The following is a 15765-nucleotide window of genomic DNA, read 5'->3' as shown; positions in this document are numbered from 1 at the left end:
AAATGCTCGAATTTTTGAAGAAAAACTTATATAATGTAAAACGATAAAATTTCTTAAAAGGAGTTGGAATAGGTGAAAGTACGTCGCAGTGAACGTCTAGTTGACATGACACAGTATTTATTGAATCACCCGCATGAATTGATTTCCTTAACAAGCTTTGCCGAACGTTATGAATCTGCTAAATCTTCTATCAGTGAAGATTTGGGAATCATCAAGAAAACATTTAAAGAACGAGGGTATGGAACCTTGGAAACAATCCCAGGTGCTGCAGGTGGTGTATTGTTCATCCCTGAAATTTCATATGAAGAGGCGAAAAAATATATTGAATCTCTAGCAGAACGTCTATCAGAACAAGACCGTCTGCTTCCAGGAGGATATGTTTATCTCTCTGATTTGTTAGGAGAACCTGAACTGCTGCGTCAAGTTGGAAGAATCATTGCTTCTAAATACCTTGGTGAAAAAATCGATGCTGTAATGACTGTAGCCACAAAAGGCGTACCTATTGCCCAAGCTGTGTCCTATTATCTGAATGCGCCATTCGTTATTGTACGCCGGGACTCAAAAATAACAGAAGGATCAACAGTAAGTGTCAACTATGTGTCTGGATCTTCTGAAAGAATTGAAAAGATGGAACTGTCTAAGAGAAGTTTGAAACGTGGTTCACGTGTCCTTGTAGTGGATGATTTCATGAAAGGCGGCGGAACAGTCAACGGAATGAAGAGCTTGATTGAAGAATTCGAATCAGAACTTGTTGGCATCACTGTATTTGCCGAATCAAAATTCAACGGTCATCGCGCCATCGATGATTATACTTCACTGCTTTATGTCAAAGATGTAGATACTCAAACGAAAAATATTACGGTTGTGCCGGGAAATTATTTTTCAGAATAAGAGGTTGTGAAAAAGCCGCTTAGTTTCGAGTAGTAAGAAAAATTTTGTGAAAATGGCTTTCCACATTTTTTCATAAATTTGGCTTAATACCGAGAAACTGGCTTTTGAACACCGTTTAACTCTAAGTCACAAGAAACGATTTCAAAAAACAGCTTTTCATGTTTTATGAGTAGTGTGACTTGTGACCGAGGAGTTGGCAGGAGAGCACCGGTTACCAAATAGATAGGCCGTTATGGTCTATCTATTTTTTTATCCAGAAAACGCTGGGATAAAAGAAAATCACTTGTTTTGTTGAAAAAATGGGTATACTGGGATAAACTGAAATCAGCAAACTATATTTAGGAGTGACGCAGTTGGACGCACGTTATGCAATTATTTTGGCGGCAGGGAAAGGTACCCGCATGAAGTCAAAATTATATAAAGTTTTACATCCCGTTTCTGGTAAACCTATGGTAGAACATATCATTAATCGGGTCAGTGAAACGAAACCAGATGAAGTGATTACGATCGTTGGACACGGAGCAGAACAAGTTAAAGCACAACTAGGAGAACGCAGTAAATATGCGTTACAAGCAGAACAATTGGGAACAGGACATGCTGTTTTGCAAGCTGCTTCTTTCTTGGAAGGAAAAAAAGGAACAACGTTAGTTATCAGTGGCGATACACCATTATTGACTACTGAAACGCTGAACAATCTTTTTGAATATCACCAAGGAAAAAATGCAAGTGCAACGATCTTGACGGCACAAGCAGAAAACCCAACAGGATATGGACGAATCATCCGTGACCATATTGGGATTGTAGAAAAAATCGTGGAACAAAAAGATGCAACACCAGAAGAAGCTCTTGTACAAGAAATCAATACAGGAACTTACTGTTTTGACAACGAAGCTTTGTTCGATGCATTAAGCAAAGTTGGAACAAACAATGCTCAAGGTGAATACTATCTAACAGATATCATCGAAATCTTAAAAGAAGAAGGCAATACAGTTGCTGCTTATCAAACGGATGATTTTGAAGAATCAATGGGAGTCAATGATCGGATCGCGTTAGCTAAAGCAAATGAGATCATGAGAAAGCGAATTAACCAGATGCATATGGTCAATGGCGTAAGCTTTGTCGATTCAGCAACGACATACATCGATGCAGGCGTAGAAATCGGTCCAGACACATTGATCGAAGCAGGTGTACAAATCCAAGGAAATACAGTCATCGGTTCTGATTGTGTCATCGGGGCACATTCAAAAATCGTAGACAGTAGGATTGAGGATCACGTCGTCATTGAAAACTCAGTCATTGAAAGCAGCCATGTCAAGAAACATGCAGATGTGGGACCTTATGCACATTTACGACCAAAAGCTGAAATTGGCGAAAACGTCCATATCGGAAACTTTGTGGAAGTGAAAAATGCTCAAATCGGCAAAGGAACTAAAGTCGGTCACTTGACTTATGTTGGTGATGCTACGCTGGGAGAAGAAATCAATGTCGGATGTGGTGTTGTCTTCGTCAACTATGATGGAAAGAACAAACATCATACGACTGTCGGCGACCACAGCTTTATTGGTTCTAGCACGAATATCATCGGACCTGTCGAGGTAGCTAAAAACAGTTCGATTGCTGCCGGGTCAACAATTACAGACAATATTCCAGAATATGCGCTGGCAATTGCGAGAGCAAGACAAGTCAATAAAGAAGGATATGCAAAAAAACTCCCTTATCTAAACTAAGACTTTTGCAAAATCACTTGATTTATTTAAAAAATATGACTACTATTTATTAGGTAGAATTCTAGAGTTGTGAAAAAGAAAGTGGAGGTCCCCATGTCAAAACATTACTTTGACCCAAGATTAAAAATTTTTGCGTTAAATTCCAATCGCCCATTAGCAGAGAAAATTGCAGCAGCAGTCGGCGTCGAGTTAGGAAAATCATCTGTTACTCAATTTAGTGATGGAGAAATTCAAGTAAACATTGAAGAAAGTATTCGTGGATCGCATGTCTATGTTATTCAATCAACGAGCAGCCCAGTCAATGATAACTTGATGGAGTTGCTGATCATGATTGACGCACTGAAACGAGCAAGTGCAAAAACAATCAACGTAGTCATGCCTTATTATGGCTATGCGCGTCAAGACCGTAAAGCACGTGCACGGGAACCAATCACAGCGAAATTAGTAGCAAACATGATTCAAAAAGCTGGTGCAACAAGAATGCTGACTTTGGACCTTCATGCAGTCCAAATCCAAGGTTTCTTTGATATTCCAGTCGATCATTTGATGGGTGCGCCACTTATTGCCAATTATTTCTTAGAAAAAGGAATCAAAGGCGATGATGTTGTCGTTGTTTCACCAGACCATGGTGGTGTCACACGGGCACGTAAATTAGCGGAATTTTTGAAATCTCCGATTGCGATCATCGACAAACGCCGTCCAAAAGCAAATGTTGCAGAAGTAATGAATATCATTGGACAAGTCAAAGGCAAAACTTGTGTACTGATCGATGATATGATCGATACAGCAGGTACGATCACATTGGCTGCCAATGCTTTGAAAGAAGCTGGTGCAACCAGTGTGTATGCTTCATGTACACATCCAGTATTATCCGGCCCTGCTTTACAAAGAATAGAAGATTCAGCTATCGAGCGTCTAGTTGTTACAGACTCGATCTATCTTCCAGAAGATCGTAAAATCGACAAAATCGATGAGGTAAGTGTTGGCGGACTAATGGGAGATGCAATCAAACGTATCCATGAAAACAAACCAGTTAGTCCATTGTTTGAAACAAAAAATAAATAATAAATAAACTCACAAAGGGGAGTCCAATTGGGCTGAGATTGAATCTATTTCTAAACCCTTCGTACCTGTATCGGTTATGCGAGCGTAGGAATTGTGAATAAACAGCTGTTTGACTATTTTCGAAAGCTGCTTCCTCCTTTGTGACTTTTTTATTCAAAGGAGGAAGTTTTTTTATGGGAAAAAATAGAGTTTGGGTAGAAGGAACGATTGTTGCAGCGTTAGCGATGGTGTTGTCGTTGATTCCGATCCAGATCGGCAGCAGTTTTTCTATTTCATTAGGGCAGATTCCATTGACTCTTTTTGCGTTAAGAAGAGGGACAAAGGCAGGGATGCTGGCAGGTTTCATTTGGGGCATCCTACATTTTCCGTTGGGACAAGTTTATTATTTAAGTGTCGTTCAAGTGTTGATTGAGTACCCGATTGCCTATACTTTTGCAGGCGCAGCAGGGCTCATGGCTTCAAATGTCCAAAAAGGCTATGTAGACGATAATACGAAACAAATTAGAAAAAGCATCGTGTTTGGTGCATTGATTGGCGCACTTTCCAGATATTTTTGGCATTTTATTGCAGGAGTGGTTTTCTGGGGAGCGTATGCACTATGGGGGATGAATCCTTGGCTCTTTTCTTTCGTAATGAATGGTGCCAGCGGGTTGAGTACAGCTATTGTAACGATCATCGTTTTATTAGGGATCCAACAAACGATTCCTTCGATTTTTGTGCCAGATAAACGACAGGAGCTGTAAATAAAAAAGAAGCAAGAAACTTGAGACAGAATCATGTCCTAGTTTCTTGTTTCCTTTTTATTTTTTGATAAGAAATAGATCTACTTCAATGGCAGATAAGAAAGATCGGCATCTTCTACCAATTGCCAGTGTCGATCGGTGACAGAGTAGATTAAAGTAGCGATGATTTCCTCTTCTCGATACCGGGTGCCTTTTAATTTCCAAATATAATCTTCAATCACATAGATTGGGATACGATATTCACCATCGATCAAACCAACTTGATCAAAAGAAAAAATGATCCCTTCCTGCATCAAATTACGCATTTCTTTCAATAATTCCACACTGATTTTTTCAACAGGTGTTTCTTTTTTGAAAAAAGATTTTTTTACATTGATCTTATCTGACAAGATCGAACTTAATTTACTAGCAAAAATCCTATAAAATTCATCTAAATAGCGATAATAAATCCGATTCAGCTGATCATTAAGATCGAAGTATACAAAATTATTCTGTAGTTTATAAAAAAACGGCGAATGAAGATGTGTTTTCATATGACCAAAATATAATAATTCTGAAATTTCTAAAGGTGTCAATTCTTTCAGCATCGTTAAATCAGTAAAGTCGATCCACTTCAATTCATCGAATCCACGCCTGTTACGAGAAGAGGAAAAGAAACGCTGAATATTTTCTGTACCACGGATTACTTTCAGCCCTGTATGGGATTCATATTCTCCAGCAGAAGCAGATGGATCAAGCAAGAGCAAGTTTTGAGGAAAATGCACGATACTGTTTGCAAAGTCAGTAGCAGTCAGCCCTTTTGTTAAAACAGCATTACTTGTGGTATCAATATGTACATAAACTGACTCAGTCATCATGTTCCTCCTCTTATTTCCTCTTAATCTCTTTTATTTTACAACATTTGCATTAAAAAAGCTTGTTTCTTTTATTTTAAAATTCCATTACAAAATCACGTTTTCATTGAAAACACTCTCATTTTCAATTAATTTTTGTGATTTTTGTATTTTTTTATTTAAAGGAGGTTTTATGAATTGTTTTCTTATGGAATCTACAAAGTCGAATACGAGACTCATGACCTTTTTATGACGTACTGGTATACTTGAAGAAAAAGGAGAGAGCGATGGAGATAAAAAAAGTTTACTTTTCACAGAAAATGTCGCTGTATTCGCCTATCCAGCAAGCAAAACAACCCCTTCCATTTTTTCAAAGTCATCAAGAAAGTAGAGACGCTTTTTGGCGTTCTGCAAAAAAGCAATGTGCTTTTAAAGCAGTATCGAAAAAATATACCGTCTATTTTACTATTGCTAAAAGTAGAGGAGATGTTATTTTTAATAATCTGTTGATTGAAGGTGAAACTTTTGAATGGAAAAAATTTTTTCGGTATATGGAAGCTTGCGCTCGTTTTTTTATTAAAGAAAACTGTTGTTTTTTATTTCAATCTCCTCTATCAGAAGAATGGTTGCGTATTTTTCATAAAAACGGCTATCAAGGAACCACACAATTAAATAAAAAGCTGGTCTATCATACAGCACTTGTTTTAGGTGGAGGAGGAGCGCACGGTGCTTATCAGATTGGTGTGTGGCAGGCGCTGAAGGAACATGATATCAACTTTGAGATTATCACAGGTACCTCGGTAGGTGCGTTGAACGGCGCATTGATTTTACAAGGAGATATGAAAAAAGCTGTGAATTTATGGAAAAAGCTGTCGACAAGACAAGTGCTTGCGTTACCAGAAATGGCTGCGGTTGAAGACCTTCGTGAACGCTTCTATCGAGAAAGACGCCAAATGACGAAAACAGCACTAATTGAAGGCGGGGTTTCTTCTGCTCCATTGGAAAAGATGGTCAAAGACAATTTGGATTTGTCCTTACTCAAACATAATCCCAAAATACGTTTATATACGGTGTCTACTAAACTGCCAGAACTAGCGGAAGTAGTGACTGATATCCAACAGACAAAAACAGAAGAAATACCAGATTGGATACTCGCCTCTGCTTCATTTTATCCCGCTATGGCTTATCGAAAGATCGGAAAAAATAAATATGCAGACGGTGGGTATCGCAACAAAATACCTATTGATATTGCGATTAACAAAGGAGCAACAGAGGCATTTGTCGTAGATGTGCAAGGGCCAGGCCCAGCGAAAAAAATTCGTATGCCAGACATTTTTATCCATTGGAAATGTCAAACATTATGGACACTAGGCAGCTTTCTGCTTTTTGATAGCCAAAGGAACCAATTAAATTTACAATTAGGCTATCTGGAAATGAAAAAACGATTAGGCTGTTACTATGGGAACTGGTATACATTTCATTCTGTTAAACCTGCAAGAACATACTGGCGAGGATTTTTGTCTTACTTAACAAAAGAAATTCAGTTAGAATTATCTTTTTTCAAAAGCATAAAATTTTGGCAAAAACTGCGTAATTTATATAAGAACAGGGTCGTACCAGAGACATGCGGATTGGCGATGCTAGAACTTTTAGCAAAAAAACATTTTTTACTGCCCAATGAAATCTATCAAGTAGACATGATGATTCAAATGATCTGCCAACAAGATATAAAAAGTATGCCGGATGATTTATTGGCACAAATTGGTCAATTAAGTACTGAAGAATGGCGAAGGTACCGAAAATACCAGCAAAAAATACAAAATGAGCGCACGAAAACTGTTTATTTTGATTTTCTGCTACAAGGAAAACGCAAGGATCGTTTGCAGCATGAATTGCTTAAGCAACCAGTTGACACATTACTGATCCTATATTTATATTATCTCAAGGAGGAACAACCATGGCACAAGAATTTTCATATGAAATCGTAGAAGAAATCGCTATATTGTCAGAAAACAACAAGGGGTGGCGTAAAGAACTGAACCTAGTCAGCTGGAATGGTCGCCCGCCAAAATTCGATCTTCGAGATTGGGCGCCAGACCATGAAAAAATGGGGAAAGGCCTGACATTGACGAACGAAGAGTTTGAACAACTGCAAAAAGCAATAGAAAATATGTAATGAGGAAGGACCCTGTCGAATGAAAAGTATGACTGGTTTTGGCAAAGCCATCCGCGAAACAAAAGCGTATCAGTTAGATATTGAAATAAAAAGTGTCAACCAGCGTTTTCTAGATGTTCAAATACGAAGTCCTAAAATCCTGAACTTTATTGAAAACGATTTTCGTCAGCTTATTAAACAGCAGTTAAGCCGCGGTCGAATCGAAGTATTTGTGAATCTAGCTTATATTGGCGAAAACGAAAAACAGATCGTCATCAACTGGGAATTGATTGATTCACTTATCACTCAATTGACAGACGGAATTCAACAACGATACGGTAGTCAAAATCAAGTGTCAATTAGTCGGATGGCGGAACGCTTCGCGCTGGACGAAAACTTCGTAACGGTAGAAGAAAAACCGGAAGAGAGCATGGAAGAATTGGCACAGTTAGCTCTAGATACATTGAAAAGCGCACTTGACTCTATTGAGGTGAGTCGAGAAAAAGAAGGTCAAGCTTTAGCTTTAGTGTTGAAAAAGAATACTGAAGAATTCAAAGAAGTACTAAAAAAACTCGATAGTTTTGTAGAAATCTATGAAAAGGAATTTCAAATAAGGTATCAAAAAAAGCTGGAGGAATTTCTTGGAGCGAAAGTCGATGAGCAACGGTTGTTGACGGAGCTAGCCATCTTGTTGGAACGCGGAGATATTCACGAGGAACTGGATCGTCTGGCGATCCATGTACAAAAACTAGATGAACTTATCGAAGCACAATGTCCTGTAGGTCGGGAATTAGATTTCCTGATCCAAGAAATGAATCGGGAAATCAACACGATCGGTTCCAAATCAAATGCAATCGAAATTAAAAATCAAGTCGTCCAGTCTAAGACGATCTTAGAAAAAATCAGAGAACAAGTACAAAATATTGAATGACGAAAGAGGTAGAGATAATGAAATACTATGACGTAACGTTCCACGAATTAAGTGGAAAAACTGTTGTAAAACGGGATATCCCTTCTGAAAAAAACGGCTTTGACGTATGGAAAGATGCCTGTGCAGACTATAATGAGAACGAACTGTTTATTTTGATCAACGACGGTGCTTACGTGACGATGAATCGGAAATTTATTGTTCGAATCGACACAGAAGAGGTAGAAGATCCGACAGAAAAAGCACGTTCTCGAAAAGATGAGATCATGGGTGTAGTGAATACTTTGTCCAATATGGGCTTTTAGCAAGGATGCTGAACAAAGAAATACAATAAATAATCAGAATTGGATTTCTTCGCTTAGCTTCTTTGCTCTAGGAATACATTTAAAGGTTGTGACAAAATTCGTGTCACAATCTTTTTTTATTTTGAATAAGTGATGTTCAAAAACCATTTTCTCGGTATTAAGCCAAATTTATGCCAAAATGTGAGAAACTATTTTCACAAAATTTTTCTTCATACTCGAAACTAATCGGCTTCTTCACGACCTCTTATACACGGCGTTCAAAAGCTTGCATCTGCGGTAATAACCCCAACCAAACGAAAAACATGAGAAGCTGTTTATGTTTGGCTGTTCTTATTACTTGATGCAGGACAGCTTTTTTACGACCTCTCATACACGGCGTTCAAAAGCTTGCATCTGCGGTAATAAGCCCAACCAAACGAAAAACATGAGAAGCTGTTTATGTTTGGCTGTTCTTATTACTTGATGCAGGACAGCTTTTTTACGACCTCTCATACACGGCGTTCAAAAGCTTGCATCTGCGATAATAACCCCAACCAAACGAAAAACATGAGAAAGTGTTTATGTTTGGCTGTTCTTATTACTTGATGCAGAACAGCTTTTTTACGACCTCTTGGTACAGGGTAGCTTTTTTACCAATTTCTAGCTATAATTAAAGATAACCTTGAAAGTTGCAGAAAAAAAGTGCAAAATAAACGATAAGTACAAAAAGACTAGTTGAAAGGACGTCGTCATGTCAGAGCGTGGATTATTAATCGTGTTGTCTGGTCCATCCGGTGTAGGAAAAGGCACAGTACGAAAAGCAATTTTTGAGAGTGAGGATAATGATTTTCAGTATTCGATCTCAATGACTACCCGTAAAATGCGTGAAGGGGAGGTCGAAGGCGTTGATTATTTCTTCCGAAGCAAAGAAGAGTTTGAATCAATGATCGAAGCTGGAGAGATGCTGGAATACGCAGAATATGTCGGGAATTATTATGGAACTCCTTTGTCATATGTCAACAAGACATTGGATGAAGGAAAAGATGTTTTCTTGGAGATTGAAGTCCAAGGAGCAAAACAAGTCAAAGAAAAAGTGCCCGATGGTGTATTCATCTTTTTGACTCCGCCAGATTTAGCGGAATTAAAATCACGGATCGTAGGCCGAGGAACAGATGCAGATGAAGTAATCGAAGAACGAATGAAAGTTGCAAAAGAAGAAATCGAAATGATGGCTCTTTACGACTATGCTGTTGTAAATGATGAAGTGCCGCTAGCAGTTGAACGAATCAAAAACATTATTGCCAGCGAACATTTTCGAGTAGATCGCGTAATCGGTAAATATATTAAAATGTTAAAGGAGATGTAGTCTTATGATGTTAAAACCTTCAATTGACTCACTATTAGATCGTGTAAATTCAAAATATTCTCTAGTGATTTTAGCAAGTAAACGCGCGCATGAATTGGATGCAAGTGCACAGCCTACTCTAGATTCTTTTGATTCAGTAAAAAGCGTCGGTCAAGCTTTAGAAGAAATCGATGCAGGAAATGTAGTCAATGATCCACATCCTGAATTAAAACGTGAACGTTTGAAGATGGAAGAAGAGGAACGTCAAGCACAAAAAGAGCGTGAACAACACGAATTGGAATCACGTATCCGTGAAGAGCAAAAAATGTAATAAAGAAAAATAGAGCGAACATCTAAAAAGAAAAGCAAACCCAGCTGTTTCCTTTTCAAACATTCGCCACTTATTGTCTGGTAGAAAAGGCTGTGTCTGAACTTTTTGACACAGTTCTTTTTTTTCTTATCTGCTGTTAATTTTTTGTTAGGATTTGGCAGAAAATAAGACAAATCCATCGATCTCTAGTAAAATAGGCAAGGAACTTTTTGTCGCTTGATAAGAAAAGACAAAAAAAGGAGGAAACGAACCATGACATTAACAGCTGAAGTCATTGTGGACGTACCTACTATGCAGACCGATCAGCCATTCACTTATTTGGTTCCCTCTGAAATGGAAACAGCTTTGCAAGTCGGGATGCGAGTAGAAGTCCCTTTTGGTAATGGCAATCGTCATGTCCAAGGATTTGTTATGGCTATCCAAAAATCAGAAGAATCAGCTAATCCATCTTTGAAGGCAGTTATTCGTTTGCTAGACCTTGCTCCGGTGGTCAATGAAGAATTGCTTTCATTAGCTGATTATATGAAAAAAATTACTTACGCATTCAAAATCACTTGTCTACAAACGATGCTTCCGAGTGTGATGAAAGCAGAATATGATAAATTGATCTATCCTTTGGCAGATACACCAGAAGTTCAGGTATTGTTTGATCAGCGGGAAGTGATTTCCTGGAAGGAAGCAGAAGAAGAAGGCAGCCTTTCTCAATTGATTCGCTGGCGCCAAGAGCAATTAGTAGATATCAAATATGAAGTCCATACACGAAATAAAGTAAAAACGATTCGTTTGGTCCGTTCTTTGTTAACTGAAAAGCAAATCGAAGAAGAATGGGCAAAATTACGGCAAAATGCCAAGAAACAAAAAGAACTTCTTTTGTGTTTATCTGAACTGAGCCAAGAAGAACCAATTGCTTATTTCAAAAATAAAGGAATCAGTACTGCTGTCTTGAATCAAGGAAAAGAAAAGGGCTGGCTGGAGTTTATAGAATCAGAACGTTATCGCGACCCTTATAAAGACCGAGTATTTGACCAAACGACGGCATTGGAACTGAATGCAGAACAAAAAAATGCTGTCGAACAAATCATCACAGCAGGTCAGCAGCAAAAAGATCAGGTCTTTTTGCTGGAGGGAATCACTGGCAGCGGGAAAACAGAAGTATATCTTCAGGCAATCGCTGATGTTTTGTCAGAAAATAAAACGGCTATTATGTTAGTGCCTGAAATCGCATTGACTCCGCAAATGGTCGAGCGATTCAAAGGACGCTTCGGAGAATCAGTTGCGGTCTTACATAGCGGACTTTCCCAAGGTGAAAAATATGATGAATGGCGCAAGATTGAGCGGGAAGAAGCGCAAGTAGTAGTAGGCGCACGATCTGCTATTTTTGCCCCGCTGAAAAATATCGGGCTGATCATTATCGATGAAGAACATGAATCAAGTTACAAACAAGATGAGACACCGCGTTATCATGCGAGAGATCTAGCAATTTGGCGCAGTAAATATCATCATTGCCCCATAGTTCTAGGAAGCGCGACGCCCTCTTTAGAATCAAGAGCACGAGCTCAAAAAGGCGTTTATCAGTTATTGCAGTTGAACCACCGAGCCAAAGCAGCTGCACAGCTTCCAGCTATTGAGATCGTAGATATGCGTGAAGAGTTTCAGAATCATCGGACCTCTACTTTTTCTGCTAATTTGCAGGAAAAAATACAAAATCGATTAGACAAAAAAGAACAAACTGTCCTACTGCTCAATCGTCGAGGATATTCGTCTTTTGTGATGTGTAGGGACTGTGGATTTGTTCTTCCATGTCCTAATTGCGATATCTCTCTTACACTGCATATGGATACACGTTCAATGCGCTGCCATTATTGCGGACATGAAGAACCTATTCCCAATCGCTGTCCTAATTGTGGCGGCAATAAAATCCGCTACTATGGAACAGGTACTCAAAAAGTAGAAGAGGAACTCCGAGAACTTTATCCGCAAGCTAGGATTTTGCGTATGGATGTAGATACCACTCGAAGAAAAGGGGCACACGAACAGATTTTACAAAAATTCGGTGCAAAAGAAGCAGATATATTATTAGGGACACAAATGATTGCTAAAGGTTTGGACTTTCCAGAAGTGACATTAGTTGGGGTGTTGAATGCTGATACCTCCCTGAATTTACCGGATTTTCGTTCTAGTGAGCATACATTCCAATTGCTTACCCAAGTTTCAGGACGAGCAGGGCGAGCGGAAAAAGCAGGCGAAGTCGTGATCCAAACATTCAATCCTCAACATTACGCCATAGAATTGGCTAAAAAACAAAATTATGAGCAGTTTTATCAGCAGGAAATGCATGTACGGCATCGTGGAGGCTATCCTCCTTATTACTTTACTGTGAAAATAACCGCCAGCCATCCTGAAGAACAAGTAGCGGCAAAGAAAATCTTTCAGATTGCCAATCAGCTAAAAGAAGTGTTAAGCCCTCAAAGCTTGCTATTAGGGCCAACGCCCAGCATGATTTTGAGAGTGAAAAACCGATATTATTATCAACTAATCATCAAATATAAACATGAACCGAATCTTCCTCATGTTTTGGATGAAATTTTGAATGGAAGCCAGAAAGAACAGCGACAAGGTCTTTTTGTGGCAATTGACAACGAACCATTAAACTTTATTTAAGAAAGGGCCAAATTATGCGCTATCCTATATTGATCCACCCTAATGATAAATTAAAAAGAACTGCTCAGCCAATCGATGTAATCACGGACGAGACAATCGCTTTATTAGACAATTTATATGAGACAATGATTGCGAATGACGGAATAGGGATCGCTGCTCCTCAAGTAGGACAAAACAAGAGAATTGCTGTGATCGAAGTAGATGAAGGCGAGAAATTTGAACTGATTAACCCAGAAATCATCGAAGCAAAAGGTGAAAGCCTTGACGTAGAAGGTTGTCTCAGTATTCCGCATGTCTATGGAACGGTCAAGCGAGCAGATGAAGTGACCGTGCGTTATTATGATCGAGACGGAGAAGAGATAGAAGTGACGGCATTTGGCTATTTAGCCCGTGCCTTCCAGCATGAAATCGATCACTTAGACGGTATCTTGTTCATTGAGAAAATGATACAGCAGATCCCGGAAGAAGAACTTGAAGAATATATGGAGGAACATCTTGATGACTAAGCTAGTATTTATGGGCACACCTGCTTTTTCTGTGCCGATTCTTGAAGGGCTGATAGAATCAGGTTACGAGATCCAGGCAGTGGTAACACAGCCCGACCGTCCAGTTGGGCGGAAACGAGTAATTACGCCGACACCGGTAAAAGAAGCTGCTCTGAAGCACGGTATTCGTGTGCTGCAGCCAGAGAAAATCTCCGGTTCGCCAGAAATGGAAGAAATCATTGAATTGGCGCCTGATGTGATCGTCACTGCGGCATTTGGCCAATTCTTGCCTGAAAAGTTATTGCAAGTACCAAAATTAGGGGCAATCAATGTCCATGCTTCTTTACTTCCTAAATATCGGGGAGGTGCGCCTGTTCATTATGCCATCATGAATGGGGAGAAAGAAACTGGTGTAACGATCATGGAAATGATCAAAAAAATGGATGCAGGCGGAATCTATGCGCAAGAAAGCATACCAATCACTAAACAAGATGATGTAGGGACGATGTTTGAAAAGCTTAGCCTTTTAGGAAGAAAGCTATTGCTAGAAACATTGCCCAATATTTTGGATGGACAAAAACCAGTACCTCAAGACGAGTCAGAAGCAACTTTTTCGCCAAACATCACACGGGAACAAGAAGCAATCGATTGGCATAAAACTGCAGAAGAAATTGACAACCAAGTACGCGGAATGCGTCCTTGGCCAATTGCATTCACGACCTATGAGGGCATACGCTGGAAATTATTATCGGTTGAAGTATTGGCAGAAACTACAGACAAAGCACCTGGTACGATCATCCGGAAAGACAAAAAAAATCTATGGATTGCTTGCGGTAAACAGACCGTCTTAGCCATCAATGAATTACAGCCAGCTGGTAAAGGAAAACAGGCCGTACATGATTTCCTTAACGGAAGCGGTCAGCAAGTTCAGATTGGTCAGCAGGTGAAATAATGAAAAAAATCCCTAAAAAAATGAAAAAATCAGTACGATATATGGCATTACTGACATTAGAGCGAGTGAACAAGGGTGGCGCCTACTCGAATCTTTTGTTGAATGAGATGATCAAACAAAGCGAGCTAAATCAAAAAGATGTGGGTTTATTTACAGAATTGATCTACGGTACGATTAGCCATCAGCGACTATTGGAATTTTACGTTGCACCATTGATCGCTAAAGCAAAAAAAGTGGATGACTGGGTCAAGACGCTTCTTTATCTTTCTGTATACCAATTAGAATTTTTAGATAAAGTCCCTGCACATGCTATTTTAAACGAGGCGGTCGAAATCGCAAAAGTAAAAGGAAATCCTGGGACAGGGAAATTTGTAAATGGTGTCTTGAGGAATTATCAGCGTCAAGGAGCACCAGATCTGCAAGGCATTGCTGATCCTATCGAAAGACTTTCTGTCAAAATCAGCCTGCCTCTATGGATGACGAAACGACTGGTGGATCAAATCGGATACGAAGAAACTGAAAAGCTCGGTTTATCGCTATATCAGCCTAGCCATGCTAGTGCCCGAGTAGATACACGCCGACTTTCCAGAGATCAGGCCATCACTGTTTTGCAAGAAGAAGAGATCACAGCTGAAAAAAGCCAAGTCAGTCCATACGGTATAGTAGCGAAAAAAGGGCATTTAGCTTCTAGCTCATTGTTCCACGATGGCGTCATGACGATCCAAGATGAAAGTTCGATGCTTGTAGCGCCGTCTATGCAAATCGAGCCTGAACATCATGTCTTAGATGCCTGTGCAGCACCCGGAGGTAAGACGACGCATATTGCTTCTTTTTTAGATCCGTCATGCGGTGGAGAAGTGGTCGCTTTAGATGTACACGAACACAAAGTCAAACTCATTGAAGATAATGCAGCACGTCTAGGTGTCTCTTCTGCTGTCTACGCTCAAAAGATGGATGCTAGAGAAGTCAGTAAACAGTTCGAAGCAGAGCAGTTTGATCGGATTTTAGTAGACGCGCCTTGTTCAGGTCTTGGGCTGCTTCGGCGAAAACCAGATATTCGTTATAAAAAACAGCCGGATGAATTAGCGAATTTGCCAAAAATCCAATTGGAAATTTTAGAAAGCTGCGCACCAGCTTTAAAGTCTTCCGGTATTCTGACTTATAGTACTTGTACGATCTTAAAAGAAGAAAACCAAGACGTTGTTTCTGCTTTCTTGGAAAGACACCCTGATTTTGAGAGGATTGATGTTTTGACCAATCCTATGCTACAATCATCAATCGAAGAGAAAATGTTGACTTTGTATCCGCATCAGTTTTACACAGATGGATTTTTCATTTGTTGTTTGCGCAAAAAGTAATGAGGTG

15 protein-coding genes and 1 riboswitch are annotated in these 15765 nt (G+C 39.4%); of the genes, 14 read left to right on the top strand and 1 reads right to left on the bottom strand.

What is annotated here, in order from left to right; translation table 11 throughout:
- Positions 1-72: 72 nt before the first annotated feature.
- The 4 genes from purR (at position 73) to thiT (ending at position 4426) form a co-directional block, all read left to right on the top strand.
- Positions 73-891 carry a pur operon repressor gene (gene purR / locus OZ002_RS06725; protein ID WP_002287345.1) on the top strand — a complete coding sequence of 273 codons (819 nt, stop codon included), beginning with the start codon at positions 73-75 and terminating at the stop codon, positions 889-891.
- Positions 892-1244: 353 nt separating this feature from the next.
- Positions 1245-2618, top strand: coding sequence for a bifunctional UDP-N-acetylglucosamine diphosphorylase/glucosamine-1-phosphate N-acetyltransferase GlmU (gene glmU, locus OZ002_RS06720; protein WP_002298200.1), 1374 nt, complete (start codon positions 1245-1247; stop codon positions 2616-2618).
- Positions 2619-2711: 93 nt separating this feature from the next.
- Positions 2712-3683: a ribose-phosphate diphosphokinase gene (locus tag OZ002_RS06715; RefSeq protein WP_002287347.1), complete on the top strand. Its 972-nt coding sequence runs from the start codon at positions 2712-2714 to the stop codon at positions 3681-3683.
- A gap of 5 nt (positions 3684-3688) precedes the next feature.
- A riboswitch (TPP riboswitch) is annotated at positions 3689-3791 on the top strand.
- Positions 3792-3856: 65 nt separating this feature from the next.
- Positions 3857-4426 carry an energy-coupled thiamine transporter ThiT gene (gene thiT, locus OZ002_RS06710; protein ID WP_002301201.1) on the top strand — a complete coding sequence of 190 codons (570 nt, stop codon included), beginning with the start codon at positions 3857-3859 and terminating at the stop codon, positions 4424-4426.
- Positions 4427-4506: 80 nt separating this feature from the next.
- Here thiT and OZ002_RS06705 read toward each other — a convergent pair whose 3' ends face one another.
- Entirely contained in the window at positions 4507-5280 is a 774-nt protein-coding gene (locus tag OZ002_RS06705; RefSeq protein ID WP_002298196.1) for a hypothetical protein, read from the bottom strand.
- A gap of 266 nt (positions 5281-5546) precedes the next feature.
- Between OZ002_RS06705 and OZ002_RS06700 the strand changes: the two genes are divergently transcribed.
- The 10 genes from OZ002_RS06700 (at position 5547) to rsmB (ending at position 15758) form a co-directional block, all read left to right on the top strand.
- Positions 5547-7247: a patatin-like phospholipase family protein gene (locus tag OZ002_RS06700; RefSeq protein WP_049142423.1), complete on the top strand. Its 1701-nt coding sequence runs from the start codon at positions 5547-5549 to the stop codon at positions 7245-7247.
- Complete coding sequence (locus OZ002_RS06695) at positions 7217-7435, top strand: YdbC family protein (RefSeq protein WP_002287352.1); 219 nt, start codon at positions 7217-7219, stop codon at positions 7433-7435. The genes OZ002_RS06700 and OZ002_RS06695 overlap by 31 nt, the downstream gene beginning before the upstream one ends.
- Positions 7436-7454: 19 nt before the next feature.
- Complete coding sequence (locus OZ002_RS06690; protein WP_156249306.1) at positions 7455-8345, top strand: YicC/YloC family endoribonuclease; 891 nt, start codon at positions 7455-7457, stop codon at positions 8343-8345.
- 17 nt (positions 8346-8362) lie between these two features.
- On the top strand, positions 8363-8647 hold the full coding sequence (locus OZ002_RS06685) for a hypothetical protein (RefSeq protein ID WP_002287356.1): 285 nt from the start codon (positions 8363-8365) through the stop codon (positions 8645-8647).
- A 730-nt stretch (positions 8648-9377) separates the two neighbouring features.
- Complete coding sequence (gmk, locus tag OZ002_RS06680; protein WP_002287358.1) at positions 9378-9992, top strand: guanylate kinase; 615 nt, start codon at positions 9378-9380, stop codon at positions 9990-9992.
- A gap of 4 nt (positions 9993-9996) precedes the next feature.
- Positions 9997-10302, top strand: coding sequence for a DNA-directed RNA polymerase subunit omega (rpoZ, locus tag OZ002_RS06675; protein WP_002287365.1), 306 nt, complete (start codon positions 9997-9999; stop codon positions 10300-10302).
- A gap of 252 nt (positions 10303-10554) precedes the next feature.
- Positions 10555-12963, top strand: coding sequence for a primosomal protein N' (gene priA / locus OZ002_RS06670; protein ID WP_002287367.1), 2409 nt, complete (start codon positions 10555-10557; stop codon positions 12961-12963).
- Between the two features lie 14 nt (positions 12964-12977).
- Positions 12978-13469, top strand: coding sequence for a peptide deformylase (def, locus tag OZ002_RS06665; RefSeq protein WP_002287369.1), 492 nt, complete (start codon positions 12978-12980; stop codon positions 13467-13469).
- On the top strand, positions 13462-14400 hold the full coding sequence (gene fmt / locus OZ002_RS06660) for a methionyl-tRNA formyltransferase (protein ID WP_002301208.1): 939 nt from the start codon (positions 13462-13464) through the stop codon (positions 14398-14400). The genes def and fmt overlap by 8 nt, the downstream gene beginning before the upstream one ends.
- Entirely contained in the window at positions 14400-15758 is a 1359-nt protein-coding gene (gene rsmB, locus OZ002_RS06655; RefSeq protein ID WP_002298188.1) for a 16S rRNA (cytosine(967)-C(5))-methyltransferase RsmB, read from the top strand. Before fmt ends, rsmB begins: the two co-directional genes overlap by 1 nt.
- The last annotated feature ends 7 nt before the right edge of the window (positions 15759-15765 follow it).

The sequence above is a fragment of the Enterococcus sp. E4-150 genome (assembly GCF_035726465.1).
In the GTDB taxonomy this organism is placed as follows: Bacteria; Bacillota; Bacilli; order Lactobacillales; family Enterococcaceae; genus Enterococcus_B; species Enterococcus_B faecium.
Note: the sequence above shows the minus strand (reverse complement) of the source record. Positions and strands in the feature narration are given on the sequence as shown.